A 14,114-nucleotide genomic window follows, 5' to 3' on the forward strand; every position below is an offset into this window, starting at 1 on the left:
GAAACAATAGCGCCTGATCTGAATTTCTTTTCAAAACCAGTCGGGTGACCGTGGAGGAGCCTTCGGGCGCGGTGAGCGCGGCCGGCGGGCGGGCCCGACTGACGACCGGGGGTCTGAAAATGCAAAACCTACCGCACGCACCCTTGCCTGGCTGGGTGCCGCTTGAGACATGCCGTTATCTTCAGCACACGGAGGCGGGCCGCCCGATCCGGCAGCTGGCCCGCAAAGCCGGGTGCCACCCGTCCACCATCCTGCGCCAGGTGCGGCGGGTGGAAACCCTGCGGGACGACCCGCTGATAGACGAGGTGCTGACCTATCTTGCCGGCCGCTATCAGGCCGACGGCGCCGCCAAGGCAGGCGCGGCTGCGGACAAGCCCGCGGCGCGCGGCCTCACTGCCGGGTTCGAGCGCGAGGCCGCCAGCGTGCTGACCCTGCTCAGCCGCGGCGGCGCGGTTCTGGCTGCCGCCGAAGGGATGGAAATGGCGGTGGTCGTGCGGGAAGGCCAGGACAGCGACGGCCAGAAGGTGGCCGTGTCCCGCCCGCTGGCCGGGGCGCTGGCGCTGACCGGGTGGATCACCTGCTCCCGGCGGGGGCGGATCAGCCGTTATGCGATAACGCCTGCCGGCCGCACCGCCCTGAAACGGATCATCGCCGACCAGGAAAACCGGGCCAGGGCGCGGCTGGAGGGCGGCTTTGCCGAGGCGCAGGCGCCGTTTCTGGCCCCGGACGGCAGCGGCCTGCCGGGCTCTGTCCGCAAACCGCGCTATGGCACCTCGGAAACCCCGCTGGAGATGCTGGCGCGGCTGTCGGACAAGGACGGCAAGCCGTTCCTGTCCTCCGCCATGGTCCGCGCGGGCAAGCGGCTGCGCGAGGATTTCGAGCTGGCCCAGATCAGCAGCCATCTGATGCAGGAGACGCTTTATTTCACGCCGGGCAGCCGCGCCCTGCGCAGCAACAGCCACGAGGCGGGCGCCGCCGCGCAGCAGCGGATGACGGAGGCGCTGCAGAAACTGGGGGCGGGGCTCGGCGACATCGCCCTGCGCTGCTGCTGCCATCTGGAAGGCCTGGAAACCGCCGAGCGCAGCCTGGGCTGGCCGGCCCGCTCCGGCAAGGTGGTGCTGCGCATCGCGCTGCAGCATCTGGCGGATTACTACGGCGAAAGCAGCGCCTGCGAGGCAGAGCTGATCGGTTAGGGCCGCGCTGGCAGGCCGGGCAGGTCAACCGCGGCGTCAGCGGCAGGGGGGGCGCTGCCGCAGCGCGTCAGCGTCCTACAGGTAAACGACGCCGAACCGTTCCTCAATCAGCTCAGGATCCCGCGCGCCGGACATGTTCTGCCGCGAGGTTTCAGCCATGAATTCCTCGGCCCAGTCGCCGGGGAAGATATAGCTGATGAGCTTCGCTTGCGACTGGCCGGTATTCCTCATGAAATGCGGCACGCCGCGCGGGCAGTGGACGCTGCCGCCTGGGCCGAGCGTATGGGTCTCGCCGCCGATCCTGGCTTCAAGCTGCCCCTCGATGACGTGAAACGTCTGGTCTTCCCATTTGTGGAAATGCTCCGGGATGACCGCACCCGGCGCAACCACGCCGTTGGTGATCACGTATTCCGACCCCGTGGCTTCTTTGCCGACCACGATCCCGGTGAATTCATCCTCGGCCATCATGTAGTTGCGGCTATTATCCCAGCTGGCAACAACAGTTTCCTTGACGGTTCCGGTTTGCTTGCGCGTCATCTTCTACTCCTCTGCGGCGACGGGGGCCTGTGTCCTGCACTTGGCTGCCGGACAGTGAACGCGATGCGGCCGCAGGTCAAAAATTTTCCAATGCCGGCAGCACCAAAAACAAAAGGCCCGGCGCATCCGCCGGGCCTGGTGTTCAGCTTGAAGAGACGGCTCAGGCCGCGACTTCTGCCTTGGCTTCTTTCAGGTGCTTCAGCACGGTCTCCGGGGAGGAGACGCCATAGGGATCTTCGCCGTGGTTGTCGGACAGGCCCGGCTCTTCGAACCATGCCTCGACCACGCCATCGTTGATGATGGCGGCATAACGCCAGGAGCGGTTGCCGAAGCCCAGGTTGTCCTTGGCGACCAGCATGCCCATCTTGCGGGTGAATTCGCCGGAGCCGTCCGGGATCACTTCCACGTTCTGCAGTTCCTGAGCGCGCGCCCAGGCGTTCATCACAAAGCTGTCGTTCACCGACATGCAGTAGATCGCGTCGATGCCTTCGGCCTGGAAGTCGGCAAAGCCTTTTTCAAAGCCCGGCAGCTGGTAGGTGGAGCAGGTCGGGGTGAAGGCGCCCGGCAGCGAGAACAGCACAACGCGCTTGCCTGCGAAATAGTCGGCAGTGGTCTTGTCTTCCCAGCGGAACGGGTTCGGGCCCTCGATCGACTCGTCACGGACACGGGTGCGGAAGGTCACGTCGGGCAGCTTAACGCCAGCTTTCATCTCTGAATCTCCTGAAGGTTCATGCTCGTTCGGCGCGCAGACTTAAAACGATTCTAAGCCGGTATCAACACGTCCATGACTCCAGGATGCAGCTTATGTTTCTGCACCGCGGCATGCGGCGCAGATGCGCCTTTCAAGGCGCTGATCGCGGCAGTTTCCCGCCGCCGCAATGCCTTATCCGCAGGCGGGCGCGGCGCTAGGCCGCAGCTTTCTTGATCGTCACCGTGGTGCCGCGCAGCTTGCGCTCGGCGGCGGCGGTGAGGTCATTGAACTTCTTCAGCGTCGCCAGCAGCTTCTTCTTGTCCTTTGAATCCTCAATGGCGCGCGGGAACTTCTTCTGCACGGTCTGGTACTGATCGTTGATCTTCTTCAGATCCTTGAACTTCGCCGCTGCCGCCTTGAGGTCCGGCACCGCCGCCTTCAGGTCCTGGCCCGCCTTTTCGATGGCTGCCCCGCAATGGGCGTTGATCGCCTTGACCAGCAGGCCGACCTGGTTGGCGTATTTCTTCAGGTTGCGGTCCACCAAGAGTTGCGGCAGCTCGGTCGCGTCCAGCTTTTTGTCGTGGCTGTCCGGTTTTTCCTTCAGGATCTTGGCCACGTTCTTCTGGAAGTTCGCGGCATAAAGCTTCTGCATCGCGTTCAGCTTGCCTTCGTATTCCGAGGCCTTTTTCACCCCGGCCATCTCCTTGTCCAGCGCGTCCTGCAGCGCCTCGATGTCCTTCTTGGAGTCCGAGGTCTTGGACCGCTTTTTCAGATCCTTGCCGATGTCCGCCGCCAGCTTGCTCATCTTGGCCAGATGCGCCTTGGCCTCGCCGCAGAAAGCGGTCATCGCGCTGACCTCTTCCTGATGAATGTCCACCGCCTTGTTCCAGGTGGTCATGCCGTCCTTGAAGTGCTTGTTCTTCTGGAAATCCGCCAGTTTGCCGGAGGTCACCCCGTCGGCGCGCGCCTTGGCCAGGCTTTCGCGGAAATAATCCTCGCCCTCCCAGGCGTTGCCCAGCGAGATCCCGATGCGTTTCTTGATCTTGTCGCCCTCGGCCGCGGTGAATTTCTGTGTGCCCGCCGCCAGCTTCTTGTGCTCCGCCTTGAACTTTTCCAGCTCCTTGGCCATCACGCCCTCCCATACTGATTACCTGTGCCGTCTACCCGGGCAATTGCCCTGCACAGCTAGACTATGTGCGGCGATGCGGCGCTTTGGCAAAGGAAAACGGCGCCGGTATCCGGGGGCTCAGCCATGATCAGGCGGCAAGGCAGGGTTGACGATATCCCCGTGCCAAGCCAAGTCAGCTATGATACACCCGCAAGAAAGCCAGAGGCCGGAAGGGAAACCCACGTGAGAGACCTTAAAATCCCGGAGCAGCGCCACCCCGAGAAGGCGCATCGTCCCGACAACGCTCAGCCCAAGAAGCCAAGCTGGATCCGGGTCAAGGCGCCGGGCGGCAAAGGCTATGCCGAAACGCACAAGATCATGCGCGACAACCAGCTGACCACGGTCTGCGAGGAAGCGGGCTGCCCCAACGTCGGCGAATGCTGGAGCCAGGGCCACGCCACCATGATGATCATGGGCGAGATCTGCACCCGCGGCTGCACTTTCTGCAACATCGCCACCGGCCGCCCCGACGCGCTGGATGCGTTTGAACCGGGCCGGGTGGCCCATGCGGTGCAGAAGCTGGGCCTGAACCACGTGGTGATCACCTCGGTGGACCGCGACGATCTGGAGGATGGCGGCGCCGAGCATTTTGCCCAGACCATCCGCGCCGTGCGCCACCGCAGCCCCAGCACCACCATAGAAATCCTGACCCCCGATTTCATCAAATGCGATGACAAGGCGCTGGAGATTGTGGTGGAGGCCAAGCCTGACGTCTTCAACCACAACCTGGAAACCGTGCCGGGCCTTTATCCCGAGGTCCGCCCGGGCGCGCGCTATTTCCATTCCCTGCGCCTGCTGCAGCGGGTGAAGGAGCTGGATCCCTCGATCTTCACCAAATCCGGCATCATGGTCGGCCTGGGCGAGGACGCGCAGGCGGTGAAACAGGTGATGGATGACATGCGCGCCGCCAACATCGATTTCCTGACCATCGGACAGTACTTGCAGCCGACGCCCAAGCACCACGCAGTCGACCGGTTCGTGACGCCGGAGGAATTCAAGACCTACGAGAAAGCCGCCTATGGCAAGGGCTTCCTGATGGTCTCGGCCACCCCGCTGACCCGGTCCTCCTACCACGCCGGCGACGATTTTGCCCGCCTGCGCGAGGCGCGCAACAAGAAGCTGGGTCTGGCATGACACCTGAGCGTCTGGCGCGGCTGACCCGGCGGCGCCACGCTCTGCACCAAATCCCCGAAGTGTCCGGCGCCGAGGAAAAGACCGCCGCCATGGTGGCGGGCTATCTGCGCCAGCAAAACCCCGATCAGCTGCTGACCGGCCTGGGCGGCCACGGCGTTGCCGCGGTTTATGAGGGCAGGGAGGATGGCCCCAGGGTCGTCATCCGCTGTGAACTCGACGGGCTGCCGATTGAGGAGCTTTCGGACCAGCCCTACCGCTCCACCCACCCTGGCCGCGGCCATCTTTGCGGCCATGACGGCCATATGGCAATGGTGGCGGCGCTGGCCGAAGACCTCTCCGCCCGCCGTCCCGCCAAAGGCCGGGTGGTGCTGCTGTTCCAGCCCGCCGAGGAGACCGGCAAGGGCGCTGCGGCGGTGATCGCCGATCCCGCCTTCCCTCAGATCGCGCCGGATTATGCGTTCTCATTGCACAATCTGCCGGGTCTGGCGGTGGGGCAGGTTGCCATATGTTCCGGCCCCGCCAACTGCGCCTCCCGCGGAATGCGGATCAAGCTGACTGGCAAGACCTCTCACGCTGCCGCGCCGCAGGACGGGGTGTCGCCCGCCGGGGCCATCGCCCGACTGCTTCCGGGGCTTGCGGCTTTGGGCAGCGGCGGCGGTCTGGGGCCGGAGTTTGCCCTTGTCACGCCGACCCACGCCCGGCTGGGCGAAGCCACGTTCGGCATCGCGCCGGGGGAGGCGGAGGTCTGGGCGACCCTGCGCACCGTGACTGACACCTGCATGGGCCAGCTGATCACTGCGGCCACAAAGCTGGCAGAGCAGGTCTGCGCGGCGGAAGGACTGGAATTGGCGGTCGAATTCGACGACGTGTTCGACGCCTGCAGCAACCACCCGGAGGCGGTTGAGGTGCTGCGCACAGCGGCTGCGGCGGCCGGCTGTCCGGTGCAGATGCAGGAGCTGCCCCAGCGCTGGTCCGAGGATTTCGGGCAGTTCGCCAGGGGCGCCAAAACGGCGATGTTCTGGCTGGGCTCAGGGGAGGCGCAGCCGCAGTTGCACAATCCCGATTACGATTTCCCGGACGCAGCAATCCCGGCCGGGGCCGGGATTTTTTTGCACGCGATCCGGGATTTGCTTGGCTGACCCTTGCTGACCTTTACTGGGTCAGCGCATTGACGACGGCCACCGCGCCGACAATCGCCAGCGTGTCCTTGACGACCTCAAAGATCTTGTTGTCCTGGCGCACGTAGCGGTGCCCGTCGCGCGGCGGCTCCAGCCCCCAGCGGCCGTAGTCGTCCACGTAGACCCAGTCATCCCCGCGGATGCGGCCTTCATAGCGGTCATGATCATGGTCGTGGCTGTGCTTGGAGTGGCTGTGCTTGGAGTGGTGGCGTTTCTTCACCTGGCCCGGTGCGTAATGGGCGGCGCTGTTATTGTGGCCCGGCGCCCATTTCGGCGGCCCGGCGTGGGCGGCTGCGGGGGCAAGGGCGAGGCTGGTGGCCGCGGCTGCGGCCGTCATCAGAAACTTGTGCATTGGCGGATCTCCCGTGATCTCTGCGTTTGCAGACCAGATGGGCAAAGCGGGCGGAAAAGGCAAATCGGCTGCGCCGGAATGTGCCGCCGTCAGAGCAAAACCGGCGGAGCGGCGCCGGTTTCTGGCGCCGTGCAGGTTCCTGATTTCTGTGGCATTTCTGCAAGGAAGCTGCGGCAGGCCGCATGAGCGGTGCACGGGCGGTGCACGGGCGGTGCACAGGGGGTGCACGCATGTCACCCCCGGTCATCGGCTGTTTCAGCTCTCGCCGGTGAAGCGCACCTTGCCGATATGCGGCAGGTTCCGGTTCCGCTGCGCATAGTCGATGCCATAGCCGACGACAAACTCGTCCGGGATCTCGAAACCCACCCAGTCAGAGCGGAAATCCACCTCGCGCCGCGACGGCTTGTCCAGGAGCGCAATCGACTTCAGACGCGCCGGATTGCGGCTTTGAAGCAGGTGGGTGACGTGGTTCAGCGTGTGGCCAGTGTCGACGATATCTTCGACAACCAGCACGTCGCGCCCTTCAATCGCACCGCGCAAGTCCTTGAGAATCCGCACTTCCCGGCTGCTTTCCATCGCATCGCCATAAGAGGACGCTTCCAGGAAATCGACCTCGATCGGCAGGTCCAGTTCCCGCACCAGATCGGCGATGAACACGAAACTGCCGCGCAAAAGACCAACGACGACCAGCTTGTCGGTATCGCCGAACTCCTTCTGAATCTCTTCGCAAAGTTCCTCGATCCGCGCGGCAATTGCCTTGGCCGAGATCATCACATCAATGACATATGGACGCTGTGACATGGCTGCCCCCTTGAATTTCCCGCGCGTACATAGGACATGACGCGTCACAATTGTAGCAGAAAATCAGCGGACAGATGCCCACACACTCGGAAACCCGCCAGATGCCCTATTCGGCGCAGCAGATGTACGATCTCGTGGCTGATGTCGCGCAATACCCCCAGTTCCTGCCCTGGTGCTCCGCCGCCCGCATCCGCAGCCGCGCGCCGCTGGGCGAGGCGGAGGTGATGGAGGCGGATCTGGTGATCTCCTTCAAGGTCTTCCGCGAACGCTTTGGCAGCCGGGTGACTTTATATCCCGGCGAGAAAAAGATCGACACGGAGTATCTGGACGGCCCGTTCCGCTACATGAAATCGAACTGGTCCTTTGCCCCGCGCGAGGACGGCACCTGCGACGTGTCCTTCTTTGTCGATTTCGAATTCAAGAACGCGGTTCTGCAAGGCATCATCGGGGTGGTCTTCAACGAGGCGATGCAGCGCATCGTGCGCGCCTTCGAGCGCCGCGCGGCGGAGCTGTACCGCTAGGGGCCCGCGGGACAAAAACCTGTTGACCTCATGCGGGCTTCAAGCGGTATCCCCGGGTGAAACCATCAAACCCCACGGAAGGAACACCGCTGAAATGGAGCAGGAATTCTGGCAAGCGCGCTGGCGGGAGAACCGGACAGGCTTTCATGAGGCAGCCCCCAATTCCTTGCTGACGAGGCATTTCCCGGCGCTTGGCCTGACGGCGGGACAGTCCGTCTTTGTGCCGCTCTGCGGCAAGGCGCTGGATCTGGACTGGCTTTGCGCGCAGGGGCTGCGCGTGACCGGTGTGGAGTTCAATGAAGGCGCGGTGGGGGAGGTGTTTGCCCGTCAGGGGCTGACGCCGGAAATCACCCGCGCGCAGGGTCTTATCCGCTATCAGGCTGGGGATCTGACGCTTTATGCCGGGGATTTCTTCGCCGTGGCTGCGGCGCATCTTGGTGCGGTCGATGCGGTCTATGACCGGGCCGCGCTGGTGGCGGTGAAGCCCGAGGAGCGCGCGGAGTATGCCGCGCATCTGAACCGGATCACCGGTACGGCGAAACAGCTGCTGATCGCATTCAGCTATGACCAGTCGCTGATGGATGGGCCGCCGTTTTCGGTGCCGGGCCAGGCGGTCGAGGCGCTTTACCGGGACACCCACACGGTCACGCTGGCGGAGGAGCGTGCAGCGGACGGCCGGATCGGCAAACTCTGCAATGCGCAGGAGCAGGCCTGGCTGCTGACGCCCTTGACCTGAAACCGGCTTTCCCGGAAACGGAAAACGGGTCCCCGAAGGGACCCGCCCGGTGCGAAAAATTGCACCTTCTGCCGTGAGTGGCGGCATCCGCCATGGCCGGGGTCAGCTGTTCATGTCGTATGCGCGCTCACCGTGTACGGACAGATCGAGGCCGTTGGTCTCGCTTTCAAGATCCACGCGCAGGGATGTGATCGCGGCGGAGACTTTTACCAGCACGATGGTCACGACCACGGTGAAGATCCCGACGATCACCAGCGCGCCCAGTTGCGCAGCCCAGGCACCGGCGCCGAAGACGGCGATCATGATGGTGCCGAAGATGCCGCCGACGCCGTGCACGGCAAAGACGTCCAGCGTGTCGTCGATCTGCATCCTGTTGCGGATCAGGTTGACCATCTCCTGGCACAGCACCCCCGCAACCGCCCCGATGATCAGCGCCTCCACCGGGCCGACAAAGCCGGAGGCCGGGGTGATCGAGGCAAGGCCTGCAATGGTGCCGGTGACCAGGCCGACCAGGGAGGCCTTGCCGTATTTGATCTTTTCCCACAGCGCCCAGGAAAGCGAGGCCGTGGCGGCAGAGAGATGGGTCACGGTCAGCGCCATCGCCGCACCGCCGTCGGCGGCCAGCTGCGAGCCGCCGTTGAAGCCGAACCAGCCGACCCACAGCATTGCGGCGCCGATCATCACATAGCCGGGGTTGTGCGGCGGGATGGTGCGGTTTTTGCGCGGGCCCAGGAAGAAGGCGATAATCAGCGCCGCGAGGCCTGCGGTTTCATGCACCACGATGCCGCCGGCAAAGTCCCTGACCCCGGTCTCGCCGAAGATGCCGCCATCGGCCAGGAAGCCGCCGCCCCAGATCCAATGCACCACGGGCGCATAGCAGAGCAGCATCCAGAGGCCGGAGAACACCAGCACGAAGCCAAAGCCCACACGCTCCACATAGGCGCCGACGATCAGCGCGGGCGTGATGATGGCAAATGTCATCTGGAAGGCAAAAAACAGAACCTCGGGCAGGGTGCCCGACAGGCTATCGGCGGTGACGCCGTTCAGGAACATCTTTTCCAGCCCGCCCCAGAGGCCGCTAGTGCCGCTTCCGAAGGCAATGGTGTAGCCGAAGGCCAGCCACAGAACGCTCATCAAACAGGCAATGGCATAGCAGTGCATGAAGACGCTGAGCACATTGCGGGCACGCACAAGGCCGCCGTAAAACAGGGCCAGCCCTGGCAGTGTCATGAAGAGGACCAGGGCCGTGGCCACAATGATCCATGCGGTATCCGCTCCGTTCATCCGATTGTTCCTTCCCCTCAAAAACCGGTGGGATCAGGAGAAAGCGGAAAGCCCGCGCAGAAAAAAGCGGCAGGGGTGCGCAGAGCGCTCAAAAACGGGGCTTTTTTGCAAGTGCTGAAAAATTGAGCGCCGCAGCGGGTCAGCTGCCCGTTTCGCGTTCGATTTGGGAAATGGCCTGCGCCAGCAGCTCCAACGCGCGGTCGCGGGCCGCGGTGCGGACCTTGCCCCGCCCAATGGCGCCGAATTCCACCGTTTCGGTGACGGTTTTTTGGCGGTCGCGCGCGAGGCCGAAGCAGACGCGGCCCTCCGGTTTGTACTCGGAGCCGCCGGGGCCAGCGATGCCGGTGACGGAGACGGCAATCGTTACGCCTGCGTTCCGCACCGCACCTTCGGCCATCTCTGCAGCGACCTCTTCGCTCACCGCGCCCACCGCATCCAGCGTCTCTGCCCTGACGCCCAGCATCTGCATCTTGGCGGCGTTGGAGTAGGTGACAAACCCCCGGTCGACCACGGCGGAGGAGCCGGGGATGTCTGTCAGCGCCACGGCAATCATGCCGCCGGTGCAGCTTTCGGCGGTGGCGATGGTGATGCCTGCGGCCGTTGCGCGGCGGATGAGGTCGGCGGTGTCCATGCTTACAGTCCTAGAACACCGTGGGACAGGAAGGCCAGCGCAACAACGCCGATGGCGGCCATGATGCCGGCAATCACGTCATCCATCATCACGCCTGTCGCGCCTTTTTGGCGGTCGGCCCAGCCGACCGGGCCGGGCTTCCAGACGTCAAACAGGCGGAACAGCACAAAGGCGGCAATCCAGCCCGGCCACAGGGCGGTGATCTCGATGTCATGCGCCCAGGCCGGGTAGGACACGGCCCAGAGCGCGGTGAACTGGCCTGCGACCTCGTCCAGTACAAATTCCGACGGGTCCATGTTCTCGCGGTTGCGGGTCATCGCCTCTGCCGCCCAGACGCCCACGATCATGCAGATCACGGTTGCCAGCGCCAGCAGCAGAAACCCGCCCAGCTGGTGCAGCGCATAGGCCATGGGAAGCGCCGCAAGCGAGCCCCAGGTGCCGGGCGCAGGGCGCAGGTAGCCGATGCCGCCCACGGTGCCGATCAGGAAGGCCAGATGCGATCTCTTCATGGTTTCACCAAAGCTGCAGTGGCGATGGCGGCGATGCCCTCGCTGCGTCCGGTAAAGCCGAGGCGTTCGGAGGTGGTGGCCTTGATCGACACGCGGTCCGCGCCGATGCCCAGGATCTCAGCCATCACTGCGCGCATCTGGGCGGCGTGCGGGCCGACCTTGGGGTATTCGCAGACCAGGGTGCAGTCGACGTTGGAGAGGGTGAAGCCCATCTCGCGCGCCAGATTGGCGGCATGGCGCAGGAAGATCTCGCTGGCGGCGCCTTTCCACTGCGGGTCCGAGGGCGGGAAGTGCTGGCCGATGTCACCCTGCGCCAGCGCGCCATAGATCGCGTCGGTGACGGCGTGCATGCCGACGTCGGCGTCGGAATGGCCTTGCAGGGTCTTGTCATGCGGGATTTCGACGCCGCAGAGGATCACACTGCTGCCGGGGCCGAAGCGGTGCACGTCGTAACCATTGCCAAGCCTGATATCCATGTCTGCTCCCAGAATGCGCTCCGCCCGGGCGAAATCCTCGGGGCGGGTGATTTTGATATTGTCGGGCTCGCCCGGAATGATGCGGACGTCAAGGCCTGCGGCGCGGGCGACCTCCACGTCATCCGCCGCGCCGCCCGGGTGGGCCAGGTGTGCGGCAAGGATCTCCTGATAGCGGAAGCCCTGCGGCGTTTGGGCGGCGAACAGGCCGCCGCGCTCCTGGGTGCCGGTCACGCTGCCGCCGGCGCCGGTCCAAAGTGCGTCGGTCACGGCCAGCGCCGGGGCCGCTGCAGGCCCATCGTCCAACGCGCCGATGATACTGCGGATCAGAGCGGAGCTGACACAGGGACGGGCGGCGTCGTGGATCAGCACCTTGTCCACCCCTTGTGCGTCCAAAGCCTTCAGCCCGTTCAGGACCGAGGCCGCGCGCTCGGCTCCGCCTTCGGCGAGGATCAGGCCGGGCTTGCCGGAGAAGGCCTCCCAAGCCTGTTGGTCGTCTGCCGAGAGAACCAGTACGGTAAAGTCCACGCCCGCCTTTTCAAAGGCGTCCAGCGTCCAGTCGATCACCCGGCGGCCCTTCAGCGGGCGCCATTGCTTGGGGGTGCCGCCGCCTGCGCGGGTGCCGCGTCCGGCGGCGACGATCAGGGCGGCTGTGGTCATGAAGGCCTCGTTGCAAATCCGGCCTTTGTTTATGAGGTGGCGCGGAGATAGGCAATCACCTGGCGGAAAGTGCCTAATAATTAGGCAAATGAGGGCTGGCAGTGCCTTGCACAGGGCGGTTTCATTGCTGCATAGCAGGGACTTCGGATAAAAAAGCTTCAGTTGCACAAGGATTAGGCAGTTGTCCTTCACGCTTGGAACCACCTCCATGTCTCCGCCGATTGCATTGGCGCCGATGGCCGGAATCACCGACCGTCCGTTCCGGGATCTGGTCCGCTCCTTCGGGGTGGGGCTGATGGTGAGCGAGATGGTGGCAAGCCAGGAGATGGTGCAGGCCAAGCCCGGCGTGCGGGAACGCGCGGAGCTGAGCGCCGATGCGGAGAACACCGCAGTGCAGCTGGCGGGGCGCGAGGAATACTGGATCGCCGAGGCTGCCAAGCAGGTCGCGGGGCAGGGCGCGCGGATCATCGACATCAACATGGGCTGCCCGGCCAAGAAGGTGACCAACGGCTATTCCGGCTCGGCCCTGCTGAAAACGCCCGACCACGCGCTGCGGCTGATCGAGGCTGTGGTCGGCGCGGTGGATGTGCCGGTCACGCTGAAGACGCGGCTGGGCTGGGACGATCACTGCCTGAACGCCCCGGATGTGGCGCGCCGCGCGGCAGAGGCCGGGGTGCAGATGGTGACGATCCACGGCCGCACCCGCTGCCAGTTCTACAAGGGGTCGGCGGATTGGGCGGCGATCCGGGCCGTCAAGGACGCGGTGAACGTGCCGGTGCTGGCCAATGGCGATATCGTGGACACGGCCTCTGCCAGGCAGGCGCTGGAGCTGTCGGGCGCCGATGGTGTGATGATCGGGCGCGGTGCCGAAGGCAAACCCTGGCTGCTGGCGGAGGTGGCGCATCATCTGTGGGGCACCCCGGCGCCGGACGTCCCCGAGGGAGAGGCGCTGATTGCAATGGTTTCAGAGCATTACAAGGCAATGCTCGCGTTTTACGGGCCGGAACTGGGCGTGCGTGTCGCGCGCAAGCATCTGGGCTGGTACATGGATGAGGCCGGGACCGGCCCGGCCATGCGCCGGGCGGTGCTGACAGAGAAAGTCCCGGCAGACGTTCTGGCCCTGCTGCCGGAGGCGCTGAGCGCGCGGGATGCGGAGGCTGCCGCATGATGGACAGCGCCGCCCTCTGGGCCTCCTTGCCGGTGCCTGCGTTCCTGATCGACGCTTGGGACAAGATCGCGGATGTGAACGCGGCGGGAGAGGGGTTTCTGAACACCTCCCGCAAGGCGCTGCTGGGCCAGCCGGTCTGGGACACACTGGCGATTGACGCGCCGATCGAGGATGCCTTTGCCCGTGCCCGGGTGCAGGGCACGCCGCTGTTCGTGAATGACATTGACGTGGGGTCCGGCAGCAGGGCGCCTTTGCAATGCGGGGTGCAGATCGCCTCGCTGCAGGGCCAGGAGGGGGTGATGCTGCTGATGGTCACCCCGCGCGAGCTGGCCGGGCGGATGACCCAGACCCATTCCGCCAAATCCGCCGCTGCCTCGGCCATCGGCATGGCAGAGATGCTGGCGCATGAGATCAAGAACCCGCTGGCGGGGATCACCGGGGCGGCGCAGCTCCTCAGCATGGGGCTGGGACCGGAGGATCTGGAGCTGACCGACCTGATCGTCAGCGAAAGCCGCCGTATCGTGAAGCTTCTGGAGCAGGTGGAGCAGTTCGGCAACCTGACAGAACCGGAGTTCAAGCCGGTGAACCTGCATGACGTGCTGGACCGGGCGCGCCGCTCGGCGCTGCTGGGCTTCGGGGCGCATATGACCATCACCGAAGGCTATGACCCGTCGCTGCCGATGGCCTGGGGCGATGCAGACCAGCTTTTGCAGGTGGTGCTGAACCTGCTGAAGAACGCCTCGGAAGCGGCTGATCCCAAGGGCGGACATATCCGCATCCGCACCTTTTACGAACATTCCTTCCGGCTGCGCCGCAGCGACGGAACCGGCAAGCTGCTGCCCTTGCAGATCGAGATCATCGACGACGGGCCGGGGCTGCCGGACAATATCAAGGATGACATTTTCGACCCGTTCGTGTCGGGCCGGGAGAATGGCACCGGGCTCGGCCTTGCTTTGGTGAGCAAGATCGTCTCGGAGCATAATGGCTGGATCTCGGTAAGCTCGGTTCCCGGGCGCACGGTGTTCCGGCTGTCGCTGTCGCGCGTGCCGCGTGACGCAAAACCGCAGGAGAGCTGATT

Annotated in this window: 16 protein-coding genes; 7 read left to right on the top strand and 9 right to left on the bottom strand. The window is 64.8% G+C overall.

Annotated features, from left to right (window positions below; translation table 11 throughout):
- Positions 1 to 119 precede the first annotated feature (119 nt).
- Positions 120 to 1,193 carry a DUF6456 domain-containing protein gene (locus R2C4_RS08020; protein WP_141890230.1) on the top strand — a complete coding sequence of 358 codons (1,074 nt, stop codon included), beginning with the start codon at positions 120 to 122 and terminating at the stop codon, positions 1,191 to 1,193.
- A gap of 75 nt (positions 1,194 to 1,268) precedes the next feature.
- Here R2C4_RS08020 and R2C4_RS08025 read toward each other — a convergent pair whose 3' ends face one another.
- From R2C4_RS08025 to R2C4_RS08035, 3 genes are all read right to left on the bottom strand, one after another.
- A complete protein-coding gene (locus R2C4_RS08025; protein WP_141890231.1) occupies positions 1,269 to 1,730 on the bottom strand; it encodes a cupin domain-containing protein in 462 nt (153 codons plus the stop codon).
- Between the two features lie 160 nt (positions 1,731 to 1,890).
- Positions 1,891 to 2,439: a peroxiredoxin gene (locus tag R2C4_RS08030; RefSeq protein WP_058286787.1), complete on the bottom strand. Its 549-nt coding sequence runs from the start codon at positions 2,437 to 2,439 to the stop codon at positions 1,891 to 1,893.
- A gap of 196 nt (positions 2,440 to 2,635) precedes the next feature.
- The gene (locus tag R2C4_RS08035; protein WP_141890232.1) at positions 2,636 to 3,550 is read right to left on the bottom strand and encodes a hypothetical protein; all 915 of its coding nucleotides are present in this window, start codon (positions 3,548 to 3,550) and stop codon (positions 2,636 to 2,638) included.
- A 222-nt stretch (positions 3,551 to 3,772) separates the two neighbouring features.
- On the opposite strand from R2C4_RS08035, the gene lipA reads away from it, so the two are divergent.
- Both lipA and R2C4_RS08045 read left to right on the top strand, forming a co-directional pair.
- Positions 3,773 to 4,723 carry a lipoyl synthase gene (lipA, locus tag R2C4_RS08040; protein ID WP_058286789.1) on the top strand — a complete coding sequence of 317 codons (951 nt, stop codon included), beginning with the start codon at positions 3,773 to 3,775 and terminating at the stop codon, positions 4,721 to 4,723.
- Positions 4,720 to 5,862, top strand: a complete 1,143-nt coding sequence (locus R2C4_RS08045; RefSeq protein ID WP_141890233.1) for an amidohydrolase — start codon at positions 4,720 to 4,722, stop codon at positions 5,860 to 5,862. Before lipA ends, R2C4_RS08045 begins: the two co-directional genes overlap by 4 nt.
- Positions 5,863 to 5,875: 13 nt before the next feature.
- On the opposite strand, the gene R2C4_RS08050 is transcribed toward R2C4_RS08045, so the two are convergent.
- Together R2C4_RS08050 and hpt are read right to left on the bottom strand one after the other, a co-directional pair.
- Positions 5,876 to 6,253, bottom strand: a complete 378-nt coding sequence (locus tag R2C4_RS08050) for a hypothetical protein (protein ID WP_141890234.1) — start codon at positions 6,251 to 6,253, stop codon at positions 5,876 to 5,878.
- Positions 6,254 to 6,508: 255 nt separating this feature from the next.
- Positions 6,509 to 7,054 (bottom strand): hypoxanthine phosphoribosyltransferase, encoded by a 546-nt coding sequence (gene hpt / locus R2C4_RS08055; protein ID WP_141890235.1) that lies wholly within the window; start codon positions 7,052 to 7,054, stop codon positions 6,509 to 6,511.
- A 74-nt stretch (positions 7,055 to 7,128) separates the two neighbouring features.
- Between hpt and R2C4_RS08060 the strand changes: the two genes are divergently transcribed.
- Both R2C4_RS08060 and tmpT read left to right on the top strand, forming a co-directional pair.
- A complete protein-coding gene (locus tag R2C4_RS08060; protein ID WP_141890236.1) occupies positions 7,129 to 7,575 on the top strand; it encodes a type II toxin-antitoxin system RatA family toxin in 447 nt (148 codons plus the stop codon).
- Positions 7,576 to 7,669: 94 nt separating this feature from the next.
- Positions 7,670 to 8,311 (top strand): thiopurine S-methyltransferase, encoded by a 642-nt coding sequence (tmpT, locus tag R2C4_RS08065; RefSeq protein ID WP_141890237.1) that lies wholly within the window; start codon positions 7,670 to 7,672, stop codon positions 8,309 to 8,311.
- A gap of 102 nt (positions 8,312 to 8,413) precedes the next feature.
- Here the strand turns inward: tmpT and R2C4_RS08070 are convergent, their stop codons facing one another.
- The 4 genes from R2C4_RS08070 to R2C4_RS08085 all read right to left on the bottom strand — a co-directional run bounded on the left by R2C4_RS08070 (position 8,414) and on the right by R2C4_RS08085 (position 11,868).
- Complete coding sequence (locus R2C4_RS08070; protein ID WP_141890238.1) at positions 8,414 to 9,595, bottom strand: ammonium transporter; 1,182 nt, start codon at positions 9,593 to 9,595, stop codon at positions 8,414 to 8,416.
- Positions 9,596 to 9,734: 139 nt separating this feature from the next.
- Complete coding sequence (locus R2C4_RS08075; RefSeq protein ID WP_141890239.1) at positions 9,735 to 10,226, bottom strand: CinA family protein; 492 nt, start codon at positions 10,224 to 10,226, stop codon at positions 9,735 to 9,737.
- Between the two features lie 2 nt (positions 10,227 to 10,228).
- Positions 10,229 to 10,735: a phosphatidylglycerophosphatase A family protein gene (locus R2C4_RS08080; protein ID WP_141890240.1), complete on the bottom strand. Its 507-nt coding sequence runs from the start codon at positions 10,733 to 10,735 to the stop codon at positions 10,229 to 10,231.
- Positions 10,732 to 11,868, bottom strand: a complete 1,137-nt coding sequence (locus R2C4_RS08085) for a bifunctional 2-C-methyl-D-erythritol 4-phosphate cytidylyltransferase/2-C-methyl-D-erythritol 2,4-cyclodiphosphate synthase (protein WP_141890241.1) — start codon at positions 11,866 to 11,868, stop codon at positions 10,732 to 10,734. The genes R2C4_RS08080 and R2C4_RS08085 overlap by 4 nt, the downstream gene beginning before the upstream one ends.
- 181 nt (positions 11,869 to 12,049) lie before the next feature.
- Here R2C4_RS08085 and dusB point away from each other — a divergent pair, with 181 nt between their 5' ends.
- Both dusB and R2C4_RS08095 read left to right on the top strand, forming a co-directional pair.
- Positions 12,050 to 13,036: a tRNA dihydrouridine synthase DusB gene (gene dusB, locus R2C4_RS08090; protein WP_141890242.1), complete on the top strand. Its 987-nt coding sequence runs from the start codon at positions 12,050 to 12,052 to the stop codon at positions 13,034 to 13,036.
- Positions 13,033 to 14,112 carry a two-component system sensor histidine kinase NtrB gene (locus R2C4_RS08095; protein WP_141890243.1) on the top strand — a complete coding sequence of 360 codons (1,080 nt, stop codon included), beginning with the start codon at positions 13,033 to 13,035 and terminating at the stop codon, positions 14,110 to 14,112. Before dusB ends, R2C4_RS08095 begins: the two co-directional genes overlap by 4 nt.
- Positions 14,113 to 14,114 lie beyond the last annotated feature (2 nt).

The sequence above is a fragment of the Leisingera aquaemixtae genome (assembly GCF_006740765.1).
GTDB classification, from domain to species: Bacteria; Pseudomonadota; Alphaproteobacteria; order Rhodobacterales; family Rhodobacteraceae; genus Leisingera; species Leisingera aquaemixtae.

Coding starts and splice junctions, on each gene's coding strand:
- R2C4_RS08050 (WP_141890234.1), bottom strand. CDS start 6,253: ATGCACAAGTTTCTGATGACGGCCGCAGCCGCGGCCACCAGCCTCGCC.
- R2C4_RS08095 (WP_141890243.1), top strand. CDS start 13,033: ATGATGGACAGCGCCGCCCTCTGGGCCTCCTTGCCGGTGCCTGCGTTC.
- R2C4_RS08025 (WP_141890231.1), bottom strand. CDS start 1,730: ATGACGCGCAAGCAAACCGGAACCGTCAAGGAAACTGTTGTTGCCAGC.
- R2C4_RS08020 (WP_141890230.1), top strand. CDS start 120: ATGCAAAACCTACCGCACGCACCCTTGCCTGGCTGGGTGCCGCTTGAG.
- tmpT (WP_141890237.1), top strand. CDS start 7,670: ATGGAGCAGGAATTCTGGCAAGCGCGCTGGCGGGAGAACCGGACAGGC.
- hpt (WP_141890235.1), bottom strand. CDS start 7,054: ATGTCACAGCGTCCATATGTCATTGATGTGATGATCTCGGCCAAGGCA.
- R2C4_RS08045 (WP_141890233.1), top strand. CDS start 4,720: ATGACACCTGAGCGTCTGGCGCGGCTGACCCGGCGGCGCCACGCTCTG.
- R2C4_RS08030 (WP_058286787.1), bottom strand. CDS start 2,439: ATGAAAGCTGGCGTTAAGCTGCCCGACGTGACCTTCCGCACCCGTGTC.
- R2C4_RS08080 (WP_141890240.1), bottom strand. CDS start 10,735: ATGAAGAGATCGCATCTGGCCTTCCTGATCGGCACCGTGGGCGGCATC.
- R2C4_RS08035 (WP_141890232.1), bottom strand. CDS start 3,550: ATGGCCAAGGAGCTGGAAAAGTTCAAGGCGGAGCACAAGAAGCTGGCG.
- R2C4_RS08060 (WP_141890236.1), top strand. CDS start 7,129: ATGCCCACACACTCGGAAACCCGCCAGATGCCCTATTCGGCGCAGCAG.
- R2C4_RS08085 (WP_141890241.1), bottom strand. CDS start 11,868: ATGACCACAGCCGCCCTGATCGTCGCCGCCGGACGCGGCACCCGCGCA.
- R2C4_RS08075 (WP_141890239.1), bottom strand. CDS start 10,226: ATGGACACCGCCGACCTCATCCGCCGCGCAACGGCCGCAGGCATCACC.
- R2C4_RS08070 (WP_141890238.1), bottom strand. CDS start 9,595: ATGAACGGAGCGGATACCGCATGGATCATTGTGGCCACGGCCCTGGTC.